Source organism: Paenibacillus turpanensis (assembly GCF_011421635.1).
Taxonomy (GTDB): Bacteria; Bacillota; Bacilli; order Paenibacillales; family YIM-B00363; genus Paenibacillus_AK; species Paenibacillus_AK turpanensis.
The window spans coordinates 25,624-41,080 of sequence record NZ_WTLI01000006.1 but is presented as its reverse complement, the minus strand read 5'-3'; the positions used below and the strand labels follow the sequence as shown (position 1 = coordinate 41,080).

At 51.4% G+C, this 15,457-nt stretch carries 17 protein-coding genes; 13 read left to right on the top strand and 4 right to left on the bottom strand.

What is annotated here, in order from left to right; all coding sequences use genetic code 11:
• Positions 1–138: 138 nt before the first annotated feature.
• The gene (locus tag GQS10_RS06955) at positions 139–495 is read right to left on the bottom strand and encodes a hypothetical protein (RefSeq protein ID WP_166240449.1); all 357 of its coding nucleotides are present in this window, start codon (positions 493–495) and stop codon (positions 139–141) included.
• Positions 496–703: 208 nt separating this feature from the next.
• Between GQS10_RS06955 and GQS10_RS06950 the strand changes: the two genes are divergently transcribed.
• Positions 704–1,630 carry an NAD-dependent epimerase/dehydratase family protein gene (locus GQS10_RS06950; protein WP_166240447.1) on the top strand — a complete coding sequence of 309 codons (927 nt, stop codon included), beginning with the start codon at positions 704–706 and terminating at the stop codon, positions 1,628–1,630.
• Between the two features lie 198 nt (positions 1,631–1,828).
• Here the strand turns inward: GQS10_RS06950 and GQS10_RS06945 are convergent, their stop codons facing one another.
• Positions 1,829–2,893 (bottom strand): glycosyltransferase family 4 protein, encoded by a 1,065-nt coding sequence (locus tag GQS10_RS06945; RefSeq protein WP_166240445.1) that lies wholly within the window; start codon positions 2,891–2,893, stop codon positions 1,829–1,831.
• A 174-nt stretch (positions 2,894–3,067) separates the two neighbouring features.
• Here GQS10_RS06945 and GQS10_RS06940 point away from each other — a divergent pair, with 174 nt between their 5' ends.
• The 7 genes from GQS10_RS06940 (at position 3,068) to GQS10_RS06910 (ending at position 8,579) form a co-directional block, all read left to right on the top strand.
• Positions 3,068–3,352: a nucleoside-diphosphate sugar epimerase gene (locus tag GQS10_RS06940; protein WP_166240442.1), complete on the top strand. Its 285-nt coding sequence runs from the start codon at positions 3,068–3,070 to the stop codon at positions 3,350–3,352.
• Entirely contained in the window at positions 3,352–3,696 is a 345-nt protein-coding gene (locus tag GQS10_RS06935; RefSeq protein WP_166240440.1) for an alpha-helical endospore appendage domain-containing protein, read from the top strand. Before GQS10_RS06940 ends, GQS10_RS06935 begins: the two co-directional genes overlap by 1 nt.
• Positions 3,697–3,714: 18 nt before the next feature.
• Entirely contained in the window at positions 3,715–4,029 is a 315-nt protein-coding gene (locus tag GQS10_RS06930) for a hypothetical protein (RefSeq protein ID WP_166240438.1), read from the top strand.
• Positions 4,022–5,179, top strand: coding sequence for a glycosyltransferase family 4 protein (locus GQS10_RS06925; protein WP_166240436.1), 1,158 nt, complete (start codon positions 4,022–4,024; stop codon positions 5,177–5,179). The genes GQS10_RS06930 and GQS10_RS06925 overlap by 8 nt, the downstream gene beginning before the upstream one ends.
• Positions 5,180–5,251: 72 nt before the next feature.
• The gene (locus GQS10_RS06920) at positions 5,252–7,141 is read left to right on the top strand and encodes an adenylate/guanylate cyclase domain-containing protein (RefSeq protein ID WP_166240434.1); all 1,890 of its coding nucleotides are present in this window, start codon (positions 5,252–5,254) and stop codon (positions 7,139–7,141) included.
• Between the two features lie 163 nt (positions 7,142–7,304).
• Positions 7,305–8,357: a YhcN/YlaJ family sporulation lipoprotein gene (locus tag GQS10_RS06915; protein WP_166240432.1), complete on the top strand. Its 1,053-nt coding sequence runs from the start codon at positions 7,305–7,307 to the stop codon at positions 8,355–8,357.
• A 12-nt stretch (positions 8,358–8,369) separates the two neighbouring features.
• Entirely contained in the window at positions 8,370–8,579 is a 210-nt protein-coding gene (locus GQS10_RS06910; RefSeq protein WP_166240430.1) for a hypothetical protein, read from the top strand.
• 39 nt (positions 8,580–8,618) lie between these two features.
• Here GQS10_RS06910 and GQS10_RS06905 read toward each other — a convergent pair whose 3' ends face one another.
• The gene (locus tag GQS10_RS06905; protein ID WP_166240428.1) at positions 8,619–9,350 is read right to left on the bottom strand and encodes an anti-sigma factor; all 732 of its coding nucleotides are present in this window, start codon (positions 9,348–9,350) and stop codon (positions 8,619–8,621) included.
• Entirely contained in the window at positions 9,316–9,912 is a 597-nt protein-coding gene (locus tag GQS10_RS06900; RefSeq protein ID WP_166240426.1) for an RNA polymerase sigma factor, read from the bottom strand. The genes GQS10_RS06905 and GQS10_RS06900 overlap by 35 nt, the downstream gene beginning before the upstream one ends.
• Positions 9,913–10,113: 201 nt before the next feature.
• On the opposite strand from GQS10_RS06900, the gene GQS10_RS06895 reads away from it, so the two are divergent.
• The 5 genes from GQS10_RS06895 to GQS10_RS06875 all read left to right on the top strand — a co-directional run bounded on the left by GQS10_RS06895 (position 10,114) and on the right by GQS10_RS06875 (position 15,449).
• Complete coding sequence (locus tag GQS10_RS06895; protein ID WP_341805020.1) at positions 10,114–11,319, top strand: COG1470 family protein; 1,206 nt, start codon at positions 10,114–10,116, stop codon at positions 11,317–11,319.
• Between the two features lie 57 nt (positions 11,320–11,376).
• Complete coding sequence (locus tag GQS10_RS06890; protein WP_166240743.1) at positions 11,377–12,327, top strand: ABC transporter ATP-binding protein; 951 nt, start codon at positions 11,377–11,379, stop codon at positions 12,325–12,327.
• Positions 12,311–13,549 (top strand): ABC transporter permease, encoded by a 1,239-nt coding sequence (locus GQS10_RS06885; RefSeq protein ID WP_279537932.1) that lies wholly within the window; start codon positions 12,311–12,313, stop codon positions 13,547–13,549. The genes GQS10_RS06890 and GQS10_RS06885 overlap by 17 nt, the downstream gene beginning before the upstream one ends.
• Before the next feature lie 1,025 nt (positions 13,550–14,574).
• On the top strand, positions 14,575–14,790 hold the full coding sequence (locus GQS10_RS06880; RefSeq protein ID WP_424991772.1) for a helix-turn-helix domain-containing protein: 216 nt from the start codon (positions 14,575–14,577) through the stop codon (positions 14,788–14,790).
• Positions 14,791–15,011: 221 nt separating this feature from the next.
• Positions 15,012–15,449: a MarR family winged helix-turn-helix transcriptional regulator gene (locus GQS10_RS06875; protein ID WP_166240422.1), complete on the top strand. Its 438-nt coding sequence runs from the start codon at positions 15,012–15,014 to the stop codon at positions 15,447–15,449.
• The last annotated feature ends 8 nt before the right edge of the window (positions 15,450–15,457 follow it).

Here is a 15,457-nt window from a genome sequence, read left to right as displayed (position 1 = left end):
TGTCCATACCCCATCTTGATGCATTCACCAGTATCCTTGATTCGGGCTCGTCCTTAATAATGGAAAAAAGACGGCCTCAAGCCGTCCTGCATGATGACAGATTCTTCCCTCTCCTTTACGCTTCAAGTATTCCCCGCGTCAGCCCTCTTCCATCCCGCATTCCAATTCCGTAAACTCGGCTACCGTTACGCCGCGTACGTCCCTCATCGTAACGTGAATTGAAGCCGATGCACAATCCGGGGTGTTCGTTACAATATGCAAATGGAGCTGATCATACGCACAGCATATCGGTTCAAGTGAAAGGACAGAGCCTTGGCTGTTAGCCGGGAAAACTTTGTTCAGCGTGACTCGGAGAAGTGTTTCTTCATGATAAACTAAAATAAGCACATTAAACGGTTCATGAGAGTGATTTTGGACTTGGATTTCCATCGTTTGATATACGCGGTTACCGTCCAGAAGCGGATTCGGAATCCGGCCCATGTGATATACGGCCATTAAAGCACCTTCCTTATTTGATTTGGAGTAAACCTGCGCCCTTGCGAGCCCTACTGCATTGTACTCCGCAATGTATCGAAATTCTTGGACAGCTGCTTATTTCCCCAAGGAAAAGGCAGCGGTCCAGCTTGAACCGGTACTTGGCCCACGCAACCTGAGTATCGTCCACATAAAGTGGAAAGAAAGACCATTTTGACGGAGGAATAATATGAAGGTATTGGTTACAGGAGGCGCAGGGTTTATCGGCTCGCATCTTGCGGAGCAGTTGGCCGCACAGGGAGCCGAGGTTCATATCGCAGACAATTTGAGCACGGGCAAAAGAGAATATATCCCAAGCGGAGTTACACTGCATGAGCAGGACATCACGACAGAGGAAACGGCAGACTTAGTCCGCAGTTTAGCGCCGAAGGCTGTCTTTCATCTGGCGGCACAGGCGGATGTACAGCGGTCGATTGCCGACCCTGCCATGGATGCCGATGTGAATGTACTCGGCACGGTTCGGCTTCTAAAAGCGTGTGCCGATGCGTCGGTCGGTAAGCTGGTGTTTGCTTCAACCTCGGCGGTTTACGGGGATTTAGAAGCAAATCTTATTCAGGAGACGGATCCCGCGGTTCCTGTCTCTTACTACGGGCTTTCCAAGCTGTCAGCGGAAGGCTATATCCGATTGTTTAGCCGGCTTTATGGGTTGAATTACACCATCCTGCGTTATGCAAACGTATTTGGGCCGCGGCAGACGCCAAAAGGGGAAGGCGGGGTCGTTTCGCAATTCATGACCCGAATTTTTAAAGGGGAGCCGTTGACCGTATTCGGGGACGGCGGGCAAACCCGCGACTTTGTTTATGTTCGGGATGTCGTAGGGGCCAATCTCGCTGCACTTACCGCCGGTGATCGTGCAACGGTGCATGTGAGCACTTCGCAAAGCACATCGGTTAACGAGCTGATCGCTCTGCTCGAAAGAGCCGCAGGCACAAGGCTTCCGGTTGTGCATCGTCCTGCGCGTGAAGGAGACATTCGCCACAGCTGCCTGGACAATCGATTAGCGGGGGAGCTGCTCGGTTATCAACCCCGTTACGCTTTGGATGAAGCACTGAAGGAAACGTATTCGTATTACCGCACAGCTTGGTCGGCATTGTAACGGACAGGGTGAGCGCACGGTATAAAGAATAAGGCTATTTCGATGAGAAGGACTGGCGCCCATAACTCCGAAGGCAGTGGAGGAATTGGGCAGCGCAGTCCTTTAGTTTTGTTATAAATTCGCTTTTCCGTTGTATAAAAAACGCAGCGTAGCGATCTAGTAAGATGCGCCGCTGCGTTACTTTGCCTGCACTTCCCCCTACACAGCCCCGATAGCACGCAGCATGCTTGCTAAATTTACTACATATAGATCGGGCGAAAACGTACTGTTCACATGATGGTACGCGTGCTGCCGGATCGCTTCCCGTAAAGGGTGGTTCTGCATCAAATGCAGCCCCTCGGCTACTGCGACATCGGTATATCCATAAGGGAAAAATTTACCGGTTACGTTGTGCGTTACGAAGCTGCGTACCCCGTCGGAATCCGTAGTCAGTACCGGACAACGGCAGGCCATCGCTTCCAAAACTGCATAACCGAATCCCTCCATCTTGGAGGTGGAGCATAAAAAACCTCCGGAATCCCCGATGATGGACAAATGATCCTGCATGACCGTGTGCGGCACATTAAAATGGCGCGTGATGTTCCCGCTAATGCCAAGCTGACGAATGGTTTCAAAGAAAGCTTCCTGTTCCGGGCATAAGTCGGCATCATCGAACACATGAAGCTGCAAATTAGGATAATGTGCGATGAGCCTTTGTCCAATTTCAAGAAAGCCCCGCCAGTTTTTATTCGGTTCAAAGCGACCAATCCAGCCCACGATCGGAAAAGGGCGAACCGGGTAGGAGCGGTAGTTGAAGCTGTCGCTTTCAAACGGCAGGTGAAACACGGAACGCGGAAACGTCGGCAAATGATGCGAGAAAAGCTCGGATAAGTGCTGGGTTACCGGATGAAGAATGGCGTTCGCGTGTGCGAACAGTACCGGTGCCGCTTGGATGATGGTTTGCTCCGCCTCCGCTCGGTCTCCTAATCCAACGGCTTCATATACAATGATGCGGTGGTAACCGAGCGCGCGCAGCCGCTGTACCATCCAGAAATCGGAGCTGACCACAATGGCATCGTACTGCTCTCTGTCCAAAATCGCTTTGATCTCCGCATCGCTGTTCGTAATCCATGTAGGGATCGCTCCGACATTTTGTATCCCGCTCCCGGCACGCAAATACAGCTGATGCGCAGCAATTCCGTGCCTGTGAAGCGCTCTGCAGCGGTATCGGTTCTGCGTCTCTACCCCGCCGCTGGCCACAAAGAACGTAAACAATATCTTCAAGGTATCGGCCTCCCCTCTTGTAAGCTTAACTTATTTTATGTTGGACTGCTCTGCCGCGTAATCGGCTGCTGTACTGAACCGGCTCATTTTAGGTAAATAGCTGTGCCGTATAACGCAGGGGTGCATATGCTGTAGTGACCTTATCCTGATTTGAGAAGAAACGGAGGAACGAATGTGCATCAATCGAACGCCATCCTGCATCACATGGCAAAATCGCATTCCGAGCTTGCGCGTATATTGGAAGCCAAGCGGGACACGATCATCCATGCGGCTGCGGTCGTCGGCGGTCTTCCAGACCGGAACACATCGTTTTGTACAACCGAGGACATTGCGGAGCATTCGCTCTCGCTTACGAAAAATCTTGCTGCATATTTGTACAGCTTGTCGGAGCTGGAGGAAGCGCTAGCCGAAAATTTGACATGTCTTGTAAAAGAAATGCAGCCGGGAGATGAGGAATAATGGAACGCGAGCAGTCCTATATGACGATTTTGGATGCGATGGCAAAAATCCAGTTCAACGTATCCTTAATTTTGGAAGCGAAGGCGGCGGAAGCTGAAAAAAGCCGAAACTGGGTGTGCGGACAAATTCATTCGGCATCGTTTGAAGCTCACGAAGACGGAGTCAAGCACTCGTTGGACTTTCATGAGCAGCTGATCGAAGTAATCGATGGGATTACCAAAATGGAAAACAGCTTAGCAAGAAATATGAAATTGGTGCTCGGTCACGAAAATGAAGACAGTTCATCCGGCGGCGGCTTTGGTAATTTTATGGAATTCGGCGCCGATTCGGATAATGATGACTAAGCAAAGGGGATGAAATCAATGTGGCGCAGCGGATTTACATCACCATACGACGCGCGCCGTTTGGAGCTTCAGCTGTCGATTTTAGAATCGCTTGCAGCCAGTCAAAAGGCGGTCACAAAGATGATCGAATCGGTAGCGGATCAAACTGTAGAGCCGAAGTTTGAGCTTGAGCTGGTTTCCCACGTGCAGGCCATCGCCTCTTATCAGCGCGCACTCGCCGATAAGCTTGCAGCCATTGAGCCGGGATTGCTTCCGAGAAGGCTGAAGCGGGGGGTACCCGCAGCGCCGTGGCTCTCATTCCGTTATACGGAAGGAAGGCGCGCCCATGATTAAAGATGAGCGGCAGCGTCTGCTTTGGATTACGCCGGGCACATTTCCCGTTCCTTCGGGCAAAAGCAGCTCGGTTGAACAGGCGGTGTATAATATGGCCCGGCGAATGGCGCCGTATGCCGAGATTACGCTGCTCAGCCGAAGAGCGGAATCGCTGCCGGGAGTGGAGCAGCAGGCGGGAATCCGCCACGTCCGTCCGCGTAAGCGGCGCATTTATTTGGAATCGGCCGGGAAGTGGCTGACCCGGCTCCAGCCGGATGTGGTGCTTGTGGAGAATCGGCCGATTGCGGCCTCCAGCCTGAAGCGCCGTTATCCGAAGGAGCGGATTTGGCTTACGCTGCATTCGCTTACCTACATTTCAAGGCCGAACGCGACGAAGGCACAGGTCTGCAGAGCGTTTCGCCGGGTAGAGAGGGTAATCGTGAACAGCGAATATTTAAAACGCGAGCTGATCCGAAAGTATCCTGCTTACAAGGGCAAATATGTTGTGAACCATCTTGGGGTGGAAGCGGAGGGCTTTCCTTCTCGCTGGTCGGAAGCAGGCGAGTTATTACGCTGGAAGAAGCTGAATGAGCTTGGTTACGAACAGGATAAAAAGCTGATCTTATTTGTCGGCCGGCTGCTTCCCATGAAGGGAGTACATTTTGCCGTAAAAGCCATGAAGGAAATCGCGGAAAAGCATCCTGATGCGGTGCTTCTGGTCATTGGGAGCGCGAAATACGGAAGGAACGGAGTTACTCCTTACGTAAAGAAGCTGCATCGGATCGCGAGCGAAATTCCGAACCATATTCGCTTCCTTCCCTTTGTGGATCACAATCTGATCCATGAATGGTATGCGGCAGCCGATGCCGTTGTCGTTCCATCTGATCCGACGGAAGCTTTTGGGCTTGTTGTTGTTGAGGCGATGGCGGCCGGGGTTCCTGTGATCGCAACAAACGGCGGAGGCATGCGGGAAATTGTAGTCGATGGAAAAACGGGTTATCTAATCGATACGAAGAAGCGCCGGCAGCAAATCGCCGAAAAGCTGGATACGCTTCTCTCCGATTATACGCTCCTGCGGCAGATGGGCGAAGCAGGAAGGAAGCGGGTGTTCGAGCATTTCACCTGGCAGCACACGTCTGATCGGCTTTTGCATATGGTTCAGGGAAAATAGCGGCAGGCCATTGGCATTACCGGATGCGGCTTCATGGTACAATAGAGGCAACTTGCTTCCGGGAGTGTGCATATGGGCCTGCCTGTTCAATCTTTTACGTATACAAAAACGGTTAACTATCCAATCGATACGATGTGGGAGCTCCTTAGCGATACAGATCATCTTAACCGAGTGATCGGGCTCTTTTCGATTCAAAATGTACCGGTTCAGCCGGGGGAGGAACATGGAATGTTCCGTGCCATTAGAGCAAAGGTTGCAGGTATAGTGCCGATTGCGTGGGACGAGCATCCCTTTGAATGGAAGCAGCAAGAGTTTTATCATGTGGTTCGAAATTATAAAACAGGACCGATCCAGCGTTTTGTTGGAGGGGTCCGTCTTCAGGACAGAACGAGCGATCGAGGTTCCGTGTGTACGGAAGTTACGCTGTTTGCCGATTTTACGCCGCGCGGACTTCTCGGACTGGCCGCTATTTATGCAACGGGTGTTTCATCGATGAAACGGACGTTAGAGTATATCGAGCGGTTCGTTCAGCTTCGAGAGGAGCAGCCCCAGCGAACCGTTTTGCCGCAGCCGAAGGAAGGGTATGGCTTTGATCAGGCTGCTTTGGAGCGGCAGCTTCTTTCATTGCGGAAGCAATCCGTTTCAGAGAAAGTAAGTGAGCGGATGAAGGAATGGATTGCGTTGGGCGGGGATGACGATGTTGTTGATATGCGGCCCTACCGACTGGCCAAGCTGTGGAAGCTGGAGAAGGACGAGGTGCTGCGCTGGTTTCTGTATGCCACGAAAGAAGGAATCGTAAATTTAAGCTGGAATTTGCTTTGTCCCAACTGCCGGGTCGTGAAGTCGAGCGTAAACACGATGTCTGCGCTGAAAAATGCGTTTCATTGCGATTTTTGCGGGATCGATTACGATTTGCAGTTTGACCGGAATGTTGAGCTATGTTTTACCGTGCACCCGCAGATCCGCCCTGCCTTTAAAAACACCTTCTGCATCGGCGGGCCGATGATCACGCCGCATATTCGCGAGCAGCGTAGAATTACTCCGGGGTCCAGCGCCCATTTTACAGCCCCAACGGCGATGGACAGGCCTTATCGGCTGCGTACGCTTCAAACCAACCATAAGCTGCTGCTTGAGACTGCTTTGTATCCGCTCGGCACGGTAGAACAAGCTGCTCCTTTGCCCGAGCGTTCTATTGTATATTCTGAAGTCGGCTTTGAAGCAAACCAATTGCTGCTTGTTCCATTGGAGACTTCGAATATTGAGGTTAAAAACCATGGTGACCGGGACATTGTAGTCGCTTTGGAAGCTTTGCAGCCCTCGGATGACATTGTGACTGCTGCGGAAGCTGCGGCCTTTGCTGAATTTCGCCGGTTATTCTCGTCGGAGGTTCTTGCTCCTGGACTACAGGTAGGAGTAGAGAACGTTACGATTTGGTTCAGCGATCTGCTGGATTCCACCTTATTTTACGAGCAAGTCGGAGACGCTTCGGCATATGGAACGGTTCATAAGCACTTTACTTTTGTAGACGATGCGGTACGAAAGCATAAAGGCAGTGTTGTGAAAACGATCGGCGATGCGGTAATGGCTGTGTTTATAAAGCCGGAGGATGCAATGCGGTGCTCTCTTTTTATCATGCGCGGCTTGAAAGCCTTTAATACCGTGCACAGCCGAAATGCTCCTTTGGCGATGAAGCTCGGATTTCATTTCGGGCCGGCTATTGCGGTAGGCATGAACGACCGCTTGGATTATTTTGGGAGGACCGTGAACATGGCTGCCCGAATCCAAGCACTTGGTGGAAAAGGTGAAATTGTCGTAAGCCGGGAAGCTTTTGAAAGAGACGAATTTGCTCGAATCCTAAACGAGGGAAATGCCGAGGTACAAGGGTTTACGGCAGCTATGAAGGGCTTTGCTGAACAGGCGCAGCTTGCTCGCATCGTCTGCCGGGATTGTGAAAGTGACTAGGCGCTATGACTTGATGGTACCTAGTGAAATCTGTCGTACTGCCGGCCGGTATAAGCTTTTACATGTTGCTCCGGTTACGGCAAAAACTTCTCCGCGTGGGGTGAAAGGATGAGGGGATGCTAAAAAAGCATCACCACTTTGCGCTCAAGGAGGAGATGTCACCGTGGCAAAAAGCCGAATGATACCTTTATCAGCGGCAGCTATTGCGGCCATGATTGCTTTATCCGGCTGCGGAACCCAAAAGATCGACGATACGGGTTCTAAAGCAAGAGCGGTTCCAGGCTCGTTCGAAATGGATGGGAACCGTAATGAAACACTGAGCACGAACTATTTGGGCATCGATCGTGAACCCCGTGACCCGTCTTGGGGACGATATGGCTCGCTTATGAACGGCGGTGGAATGCATTCGAACGGAACCATCGCGGTGAATGAGGATTTGGCCCGCCAAATCGCGCTGCTGGACGGCGTGGAATCGGCAACTGTGCTTGTGAGCGACGTTAATGCTTATGTCGGGCTCCGTTTGCACGAGAAGCTGAGCGGTTCTAACGGAGCTCATATGAAGAACGGGACTGAGCTTCCGGGGGTCCGCAATGACGCAAACCCGGCTCCGGGTATGGCCGCTAAAGGAGCGGAAACGGAAACAGGCCGTTACGGGACTACGAAAATTATGGGAATTCGCGATTACAACGGAACGATGCGCCAGTATAACGATGCGGGACAAATCAATGCAGGCGCACCAGACCTGTCAACAGAGCCCCCGGCGCAAACTCGCAATCCACAGGCTCCGTCTGCCTCTGGAATGCAGGGCTCTTATGGTGGTTTATCCTCATTAGGATATGGAGCGGGGACGCAGGCAAATGGGGTTTCGAGCTTTTTGAAAACGCAGATCGAGGATCTGATCCGCAGTAGAGATACGACGATCCGTCATGTGTTCATATCGGCGGAACCTGAGTTTTTGGGAGAGCTGGAGAATTACGTTGGGCGTATTGATCAAGGAAGCGCCGTACGTACCTATCTAAATCCGTTTAATGCGATGGCGGAACGTTTCTTTCCGTCTGAATTAGGCGGAGATCCGGTGCTTGATAATAATCGCGTGGAAACAACAGATAGCGATACAAACCAGGGCGTGCATATGCCGCGGACCTTGTGGGGAATCTATCCGAGTATGGACAACAACTTTTTAGACCGGCCGAACCAAACCGGCAAATTGGACTAAGGAGTGTGACCTATGAGCCAGCTAACTGAAATCATCGAAAATCATGAGACGCTTGATCAGCTTACCGCGATTTTTAAGCATCATGGAATTAGTACGGAATTCATTGCTCAAGCGGTTTTAGAACAATTCGAAGGCTTGGGAGATGAAGAGCAGGAAAAGGAAGAAAAAGACCGGGTCGAGGTTCTAGTGGGCGATCTGAAGCAATTTTTACTTCGATTTTAAATTAGTAAGCAAATGACCGGAGAGCTTCTTGTTCTCCGGTCATTGATATTTTTCGGACTTCAATTTGGCATACATCGCAATAGGTCCGGTGGGCTGACCGCTGCCGCCTTTCGGTTCGATGCTAACCATAAGATCGTCGCTGTCAACGATGTCGGGACCGCTAACGTAAAGCTGGAGCATGCCGTTTTGCAATGATAATAATCCGCCGCTGCGAAGCTTTCCGGTTGATCCCAGCCAAGCCTGATAATCGTGGTCGTTTATCGGGGAAAGGCCATATGCCGCCACGGCCAGCTCTCCGGTGGCCTCATTGACAAGAACGGTTGCATGTAAAGGCTTGACCGTATTCGCAACGGGAACATGAATGGCGGAGGTTTGCGGATGGTTGGCCAGCAGCTGAACCGGATTGGACAATAGACGATCTGTTTTTCCTGAAGGGCTGTTTGAACCGGATTGCACGGCCACTAACGAAATCCAAACCGCCGCGGCTGCACCTGCGGCGTATGGTGCTAACCGCTTAAGGGTATTCGCGGCACGTATTGTTCTCCAATGACGGCGAACGCGACGTTTATGTTCATTAGCGGGAAGAATTTCGGTGCTTTCATGGTTCCCGGTTGGCAGCAGCGACATCCATTCTTGATAGAGGGCAAAACAAGCTTTGCATTGGCTGATATGGCTATGCAGCAGCTTCGACCTGTTAGAAGGCAGTCTCCCCGCAGCGAGATCGATGATCTCCATTTCATCCGCGCATTCTTGGCGATTCATAGGATTCATCCTTCGTCCCCCCTTGCTGCAGCGCTGTCAGCTGCTTTTTCATATTGTTGATTCCCGCTCGAATTACTGATTTCACGGTACCCAAAGGTCTGCCCAGCGCCTCCGCCGTTTCCTTATGCGTAAGTGACTTCCAATAGGTTGCCAGCAGTGCCTCGCGCTGTTGAACCGGCAGCCGATGAAGAGCTGCGACGAGCTCTTGATTTTGAACGCTGCGCAGCAGTGCTTCCTCGGGTGAAAATGAGGCTGTCCGATGCTCCGGCAGCGTGTCCATTGTTTTGGCTGTCATCTTTTCAAGCTTTCGTAATTGATCTAGGCTCCTGCTTTTGGCAATGACTGAAATCCAAGCATCCAGCGAGCCACGTTTCGGGTCGTAATCCTTCAGCTTGCGAAGTGCCTCAAGCAGAACCTCGTGGCAAATATCCTCTGCTTCCATCCAATCCCCCGTTATTCGCTGAGCGATATGGACAACAAGAGGGGCGTACCGGTCATAAAACCGATCAAACGCCGCTTTCTTACCGTCCAGCAGCTCCTGAATCAGGTCGGATTGCTCCCGGTAATCCATGTGTGAATGTCCCTCCGTTTTAAATAGTCCTCTCCTTATTTTTCTATCAAAAAAGGTGGGCGCACAAAAGCGGCTCCTTTATTTTTAATTGTTTTTTAAGCGAATTTTTAACGTTTTTTAAGGTTGCGGTTCATCCAAGGGCGTTTTTGCTGCGTAGTAGGGGTGAAATTTTTTAAATGATGGATAAGGGGGACTTGCAACGTGAGGAATGCGGGTAAGACGGGAAGCATTACTTTTTCGGTCAATGCGGCGGTGGGGAGACTGCTGCGAACGATGCTGTCGATGGTGCTTGGTATGGCGCTTGCCCTTGGCGGGCTGCTGCCGACACCTGCTTTCGCGGCACAGGGGGATGTCACTTTGTATACGCCCTATACGGATATATCTGTAATGCCGGGGGAAACGATCAATTATTCGATTGATGTCTTAAATCAAACAGGCAGTGTTCAGGAGGCACGCTTTACGATCAGCGGACCGGAGGGCTGGGAGCATACGCTGACAGCCGGAGGCTGGTCCGTTTCCGAGCTGTCGGTTAAGCCGAACAGCACCCAATCGCTAAATCTTGAGGTGGAAGTGCCGCTTAAAGTGGAAAAAGGGGAATATCGTGTCACGTTAGAAGCGGAAGGCAAAAGTGTGCTGCCTCTGACGATTCGTGTAGCGGAACAAGGAAGCTTTCGCACGGAGCTGACGTCTGAGCAGCCGAATCGCCAAGGCAGCGCGTCCTCGTCCTTCAGCTTCAGTGCGAATTTGCGGAACCGCACAGCGGATAAGCAGGTTTATGCCTTAACCGCCGAGGCGCCGCGCGGCTGGGCTGTAACCTTTGCCGAAGGCGGGCAGAAGGTCACTTCCGTGAGTGTGGATGCGTCTGGCTCCAAGACGGTCAGCATTGATGCGAAGCCGCCGGAAAATGTAACTGCCGGATCGTATAAAATTCCTGTCGCAGCGACTTCCGGAGGAACAAGTGCCAAGCTGGAGCTGGAGGTTGTAATTACCGGAACCTACGAGGTAGCGTTATCGACGCCGCAGGGCGTGCTATCTACGGATGTAACGGCCGGTGGAGAGAGGAAGCTGGAGCTTGTGGTAGCTAACAAGGGCTCCTCCGATTTGACTGATTTGGAGCTGTCTTCTACGCTTCCTTCGGATTGGGAGGCGACCTTTGAGCCGCGCCGCATCGCTAAATTGGAGCCAGGAAAAAGCGCGAGTGTACAGGTGTCGCTGAAATCGTCGGATAAAGCCATTGCGGGTGATTATGCCTCCGTATTTTCGGTTCGTTCACCGGAAGCCTCTGATGATGCGGAATTCAGGGTAACAGTGAAGACCTCTGTGCTTTGGGGATTCACCGGTATTTTGGTGATTGCAGCCGTAGTTGGAGGGATTTATTACTTGTTCCGCAAGTATGGGAGGCGATAAAAGGTGGACGCAGTATTAGGAGCGGCATCGTCAAGGCCTCAACGGGAGCAAGAGGCAATGATCGAGCTGACCTCTTTAACGAAGCAATATGGCGAGCATCGGGCCGTTGATGGTTTAGACTTAACGATTCAAAAGGGTGAAATTTTTGGACTGCTGGGCCCGAATGGGGCAGGAAAATCAACGACGATCTTAATGATGCTGGGGCTAACGGAGCCCACCTCGGGTTCTGTGACGGTCTGCGGCATCGATTCCACGCGAAATCCGATTCGGGTCAAGCAAAAGGTCGGTTACCTGCCGGACGACATTGGTTTTTATGACGACCGTAGCGGACGGGAAAATTTGATGCTCACAGCACAGCTGAACCGAATACCGAAGAAGGAAGCCGAACTGAGGGCGGTTGAGCTGCTGCAGCGCGTTGGGTTAGAGCACGCCGGCGAGAAGCGGGTCGGAACATACTCCCGGGGAATGCGGCAGCGTTTAGGGCTTGCCGATGTGCTGATTAAACAGCCTGACGTCATCATATTGGATGAGCCGACGTTAGGGATTGACCCGGAGGGGGTCCGTGAGTTTATGGATTTGATTCGTACATTAAGCCGCAAGGAAGGCTTGACGGTGCTGTTGTCTTCGCATCATCTGCACCAAGTTCAGCAGGTTTGCGATCGAGTGGGATTGTTCGTAGGGGGCAGGCTGCTCGCTTGTGGAGATGTGGATTCATTGTCACGTCAGCTTTTTAGCGGGGAGCCGTATGCCATTGACGTGGAGGCGGAGCCTTTTAGTGAAGAGTTGTTTGCTTTACTGAAGGAGATGGATGGGGTTTGCAGCGCGAAGCGCTTGGATGAGCGTCGAGCCGAATTTGGCTGCCAGCTGGATGTATCCGGTTTGATCGCCCGCAAGGTTGTTGAAACAGGAGCGGAACTGCGCCAGTTAAGCAGAAAGCAGTACGGTCTCGATGAAATTTACCGCAGATATTTTGAAAGTGAGGTGGATCGCCATGGCTTCTCCGTATGAGAATCCGGGGAACAAAAAGCCCCGCGCCGGCGATTCGGGACCATCCATTGAATCGGAAGCAGCGAGCAGCTTGGCGGGTTCCGATGCGTCTGAGCATTCTCATGATTCTGGTACATCCTTTGCATCGGGGGTGACAGGAGACTTGAAGGCATCGGAAACCTCTGACACAGCAGGTTTGCCCGATGAAATAATCATCAAAGGAGCATCTGCCACATCTGGCCCATCCAGTAAAACCGGCATGTTCGGTTCATCTGGCGCGGTTTTGCCGCCGCACCCTTTTCTCGTGCTTGTGCAAAAGGAAATGTCCGATCATATTAGGTCTTGGCGATTTATTATTTTACTGGGCTTAATTTGGTTGACATGTATTGGCTCGCTTTACGCGGCATTGAGCACGATCCGCAGCATCGACCCGGCTTCTGAGGAGCTTCAATCCTTCTTGTTTCTAAGGTTGTTTACTCTTCAAGGGGATACGCTGCCATCGTTTATTACCTTTGTAGGGTTTCTTGGACCATTGCTCGGAATCGGTATGGGTTTTGACGTCGTGTCGTCAGAGCGTTCCAAAGGTACTCTAAGCAGGCTGCTTTCACAGCCAATATATCGTGACCAGGTTCTGCATGCCAAGTTTGTGGCCGCATTGCTGGTCATTTCTGTAATGTTTGTCGCACTTGGCTTCATGGTAATGGGTATGGGTTTATTGGCGATTGGCATTCCGCCAACGGCAGAGGAGCTCGGCCGCATGATCTTGTTTTTACTGCTGAGCATCGTTTATATTGGCTTCTGGCTCAATTTATCGATCTGGTTTTCAGCACGATTCAAGCAAGCGGCCACTGCCGCATTGGCCGGGATCGCGGTTTGGATTTTTTATAGTGTGTTTTTTAGCATGCTGGTGCAGCTTGTGGCTAATGCTACTGCACCGGCAGCCGGTGGGGACGCCGCCGCAGCAGCGGTTAACCATGCGGGGTGGATGCAGCAGCTTATGCGCTTATCCCCAAATCAGCTGTATCAAGAGGCGACGACAACTTTACTCGTGCCGGAAATCCGCACGTTGGGGCCGCTAACGATGGATCAGGTCATCGGTGCAATTCCGAATAGCGCTTTGCCGCTAGGACAGAGCCTGCTTATCGTTTGGCCGCAGGTGACGGGGCTTATTGCAGCGACGCTTGTTTGCTTCGCATTAGCGTATGTGCATTTCATGCGGCAGGAAATTCGCTCGCGATCCTAAGAAGGGTAAGGGCTGGCTGATCCTCAGCCAACCCCCTATTAACCTTCGCCGCAGTTTCGCCGAATGGTCGCTAAGCCGGCCAACTGGCTTTGTTCGGGAAATAGCGGCCAACTGGTAAACGTCCAGTCGACCGATACCANGGTGGGAGGACTCCAGTTTAATTAGGGGGCCTAAGAGAAAGCGCCGCCTGCGAGCCCAACAATACAAGTAATTTGTATTAACCGCCTCGAATCGCTCGTGTGCGAGGCCAACAATACAAATTACTTGTATAACCCGCCGCTCACCTGCCGAAAGCGGCGCATGCGAGCCCAACAATACAAGTAATTTGTATTAACCGCCTCGAATCGCGCGTGTGCGAGGCCAACAATACAAATTACTTGTATAACCCGCCGCTCCCCTGCCGAAAGCGGCGCATGCGAGCCCAACAATACAAGTAATTTGTATTAACCGCCTCGAATCGCGCGTGTGCGAGGCCAACAATACAAATTACTTGTATAACCCGCCGCTCCCCTGCCGAAAGCGGCGCATGCGAGCCCAACAATACAAGTAATTTGTATTAACCGCCTCGAATCGCTCGTGTGCGAGGCCAACAATACAAATTACTTGTATAACCCGCCGCTCACCTGCCGAAAGCGGCGCATGCGAGCCCAACAATACAAGTAATTTGTATGAACCGCCTCGAATCGCTCGTGTGCGAGGCCAACACTACAAATTACTTGTATAATCCCGCCGCTCGCCCGCCGAAAGCGCCACTTCCCGGCTCCCTAGCCACCAATCCAACTAGCTCACCCCACACTCAAGCGTTGCGATTCACGTGCAAATCGTTCCCGAATTGCCAGCACTCAGGTGTTCTTCCAAACGGGCATCGTTGCTTCCCTATCCAAGACTCAGCTGCATTTTAAAGCGCCCATTTTTGATAGCCGCATCACCAACAAAGTAGCCCCTTCATAGTATATCTTGACTGTATCCCTTAACCTTGTGTAACAAAATCCCGAGCAAGGAGGGGTGACACTAACTTGAAGGGCATGGATTACCGCAACAAGTTCTTGCTGACGAACCGTGAGCGCGAAGTGTTTGAACTGCTTGTTCAGGACAAAACGACGAGAGACATTGCCCAGCAGCTGTTTATTAGTGAAAAAACAGTGCGCAATCATATATCGAATGTGATGCAGAAGCTGAATGTAAAAGGTCGGTCCCAAGCAGTCGTCGAACTAATCAAGCTCGGGGAGCTCAAAATCTAATGTACACAATCATGAAACTCCGGTCGGCGCCTTGCAAACGAGGTGTCGCGGAGTTTTTGATTTTACATAAGGTGTATCGTCATGCTGCATGTAAGCTGCTTCCAAGAGAAGCGGCTTTTTCTTGTTGCTTTTGATGATGCTTCAGTGTATATTTAGTTATACAGTTTAACAATTTTCATATAAAGATATTACATTATATAAATTGTTGCGGAGTGAACGACATGGGTGAAAAAACAATCCAAGAGGTTGAGCGTTTTGAAGCTGCGATTAAGGCAGTATCAGGTAAACTGAGGGGAAAAATGCAGGAAGAGCTGGCATCTCTGGACATAGGGTTGACGGGACCGCAGTACTTTATGCTGTATTTTATCGAAGAAAAAGGCAGCTGCCGTGTGAAGGAAATAGCGGAACAAATGGAAGTCAAGCCAAGCGCGGTAACCGTGATGGTCGATCGGCTTGTACAAGCCGGGGTGGCTGAACGCGAGCACGATGAGCAGGACCGCCGCTCCGTTATCGTCAGAGTCACGCCTGAAGGAAAGCGGGTGCTAACAGCAATCAACGAAAAAAGAAAGAAAATGCTGGGACGCCTGATCGCCAATATCGAACAATCGGATTTAGAGCAGTTTCTACAAACTCTGGAATTCATAGCGCAGCAAGAATAAAGATACAA

Coding starts and splice junctions, on each gene's coding strand:
- GQS10_RS06955 (WP_166240449.1), bottom strand. CDS start 495: ATGGCCGTATATCACATGGGCCGGATTCCGAATCCGCTTCTGGACGGT.
- GQS10_RS06950 (WP_166240447.1), top strand. CDS start 704: ATGAAGGTATTGGTTACAGGAGGCGCAGGGTTTATCGGCTCGCATCTT.
- GQS10_RS06935 (WP_166240440.1), top strand. CDS start 3,352: ATGGAACGCGAGCAGTCCTATATGACGATTTTGGATGCGATGGCAAAA.
- GQS10_RS06930 (WP_166240438.1), top strand. CDS start 3,715: ATGTGGCGCAGCGGATTTACATCACCATACGACGCGCGCCGTTTGGAG.
- GQS10_RS06925 (WP_166240436.1), top strand. CDS start 4,022: ATGATTAAAGATGAGCGGCAGCGTCTGCTTTGGATTACGCCGGGCACA.
- GQS10_RS06920 (WP_166240434.1), top strand. CDS start 5,252: ATGGGCCTGCCTGTTCAATCTTTTACGTATACAAAAACGGTTAACTAT.
- GQS10_RS06910 (WP_166240430.1), top strand. CDS start 8,370: ATGAGCCAGCTAACTGAAATCATCGAAAATCATGAGACGCTTGATCAG.
- GQS10_RS06905 (WP_166240428.1), bottom strand. CDS start 9,350: ATGAATCCTATGAATCGCCAAGAATGCGCGGATGAAATGGAGATCATC.
- GQS10_RS06900 (WP_166240426.1), bottom strand. CDS start 9,912: ATGGATTACCGGGAGCAATCCGACCTGATTCAGGAGCTGCTGGACGGT.
- GQS10_RS06890 (WP_166240743.1), top strand. CDS start 11,377: ATGATCGAGCTGACCTCTTTAACGAAGCAATATGGCGAGCATCGGGCC.
- GQS10_RS06885 (WP_279537932.1), top strand. CDS start 12,311: ATGGCTTCTCCGTATGAGAATCCGGGGAACAAAAAGCCCCGCGCCGGC.
- GQS10_RS06880 (WP_424991772.1), top strand. CDS start 14,575: ATGGATTACCGCAACAAGTTCTTGCTGACGAACCGTGAGCGCGAAGTG.
- GQS10_RS06875 (WP_166240422.1), top strand. CDS start 15,012: ATGGGTGAAAAAACAATCCAAGAGGTTGAGCGTTTTGAAGCTGCGATT.